The organism is Bacillus sp. EE-W1 (assembly GCF_009760835.1).
GTDB classification, from domain to species: Bacteria; Bacillota; Bacilli; order Bacillales; family Bacillaceae_G; genus Bacillus_A; species Bacillus_A wiedmannii.
In genome coordinates this window covers 1-1,096 of sequence record NZ_WIPE01000161.1, presented here as the reverse complement: position 1 = coordinate 1,096, position 1,096 = coordinate 1, and the positions used below count along the sequence as shown (strand labels likewise).

The window sequence follows — 1,096 nt, the reverse complement described above, 5'->3', positions numbered from 1 at the left end:
TTTGACATATTGAACATCCTCTCGATTTTTAATTTATTCTGGATAACGAGTTATACATTTCACTTTATGGTGCAAAAATTAATACTTACTTCAAGATTAACTGCGATAGTTATAACCTCAGTTGGTATTGCTCCTGGGTTCACATCTCCCGCTATCTTTTTTAGTTCATTTGCATCGATTACACCAATTAGTTCTTGTATATCAAACTCTTAATTACGTAATTTAGCTAATTCTTTATTTTCCGATGATTATTTTCGAATATTGCGAAAATAATCATCGGATTACTCCTAATTTCATTAATAACGATTACTGCTGGGTTTAGATATTATAGAAAGTAGTTTATATTGCCTTCTATCCCAGCGGCACTATCCTTTTTATACCTTTAATATAAAGCTGTCTGTTTAATCCATTGTAAGACTATTAAAGGCATCATTATTTTCTTGAAATCAAATGATAACTGAATTTGATCTTCTAACTCTCCATGTATGTGTAATTGCTTTTGTAAGGCTAACATACACTCTGTAGTTTGATCCTGTAACCTTGGATACATAAATTCTTTTGAATGATGAATGCTTGTACTTTGGTTTATCATATATCCAATAGCTATAGGCCCTTTTTTTTCACCTATTCCTGCTTTAAATTCTTGAATATTGATGGCTTTTAAATGAATAAAATGATCATTATGAAAATCTATTGCATAAGCACCTGGGGTAGATAGACCAGTTACAATATTCGGTTGGAACACAAATAGAATAGGTACCAAAGCTGTAAATGTTTGACTGTGAAATGCTTCATATAGAATTTGTGCTAAGGTATCAATATGAATAAATGGTTGAGCTAGACTAATCGATTCTTTTTGGGATGCTTGTTTATTCAATAGTTGTTTGTAAACATGATATGGCAATACGTCTTGTTCATTCGAAAAGTCTTGTAAACGTTGATTATTTTCCCTACCAAGATCCAAATGATAATTTATATTGTTTATCATATCTATAGAATTTTTTGTCTCTAGCATCAGATTAACTACCTCCTTGCTGTCTAACTTTCTGTACCTAAAATATACGTGTTAATTTATGTTAATAACAATTAGTAAAAT

At 30.4% G+C, this 1,096-nt stretch carries 2 protein-coding genes; one reads left to right on the top strand and one right to left on the bottom strand.

All coding sequences use genetic code 11. The features are described 5' to 3' along the window. Nucleotides 1–213: hypothetical protein (locus GFJ36_RS30310; protein WP_481747072.1), on the top strand; the 213-nt coding region annotated here is incomplete at its 5' end. Between the two features lie 169 nt (nucleotides 214–382). On the opposite strand, the gene GFJ36_RS28815 is transcribed toward GFJ36_RS30310, so the two are convergent. Then, on the bottom strand, nucleotides 383–1,015 hold the full coding sequence (locus tag GFJ36_RS28815; protein ID WP_097889982.1) for a hypothetical protein: 633 nt from the start codon (nucleotides 1,013–1,015) through the stop codon (nucleotides 383–385). Nucleotides 1,016–1,096: the final 81 nt, after the last annotated feature.

Excerpts from the sequence above, each read along its gene's own strand:
- GFJ36_RS28815 (WP_097889982.1), bottom strand. The coding sequence starts at position 1,015 with ATGCTAGAGACAAAAAATTCTATAGATATGATAAACAATATAAATTAT.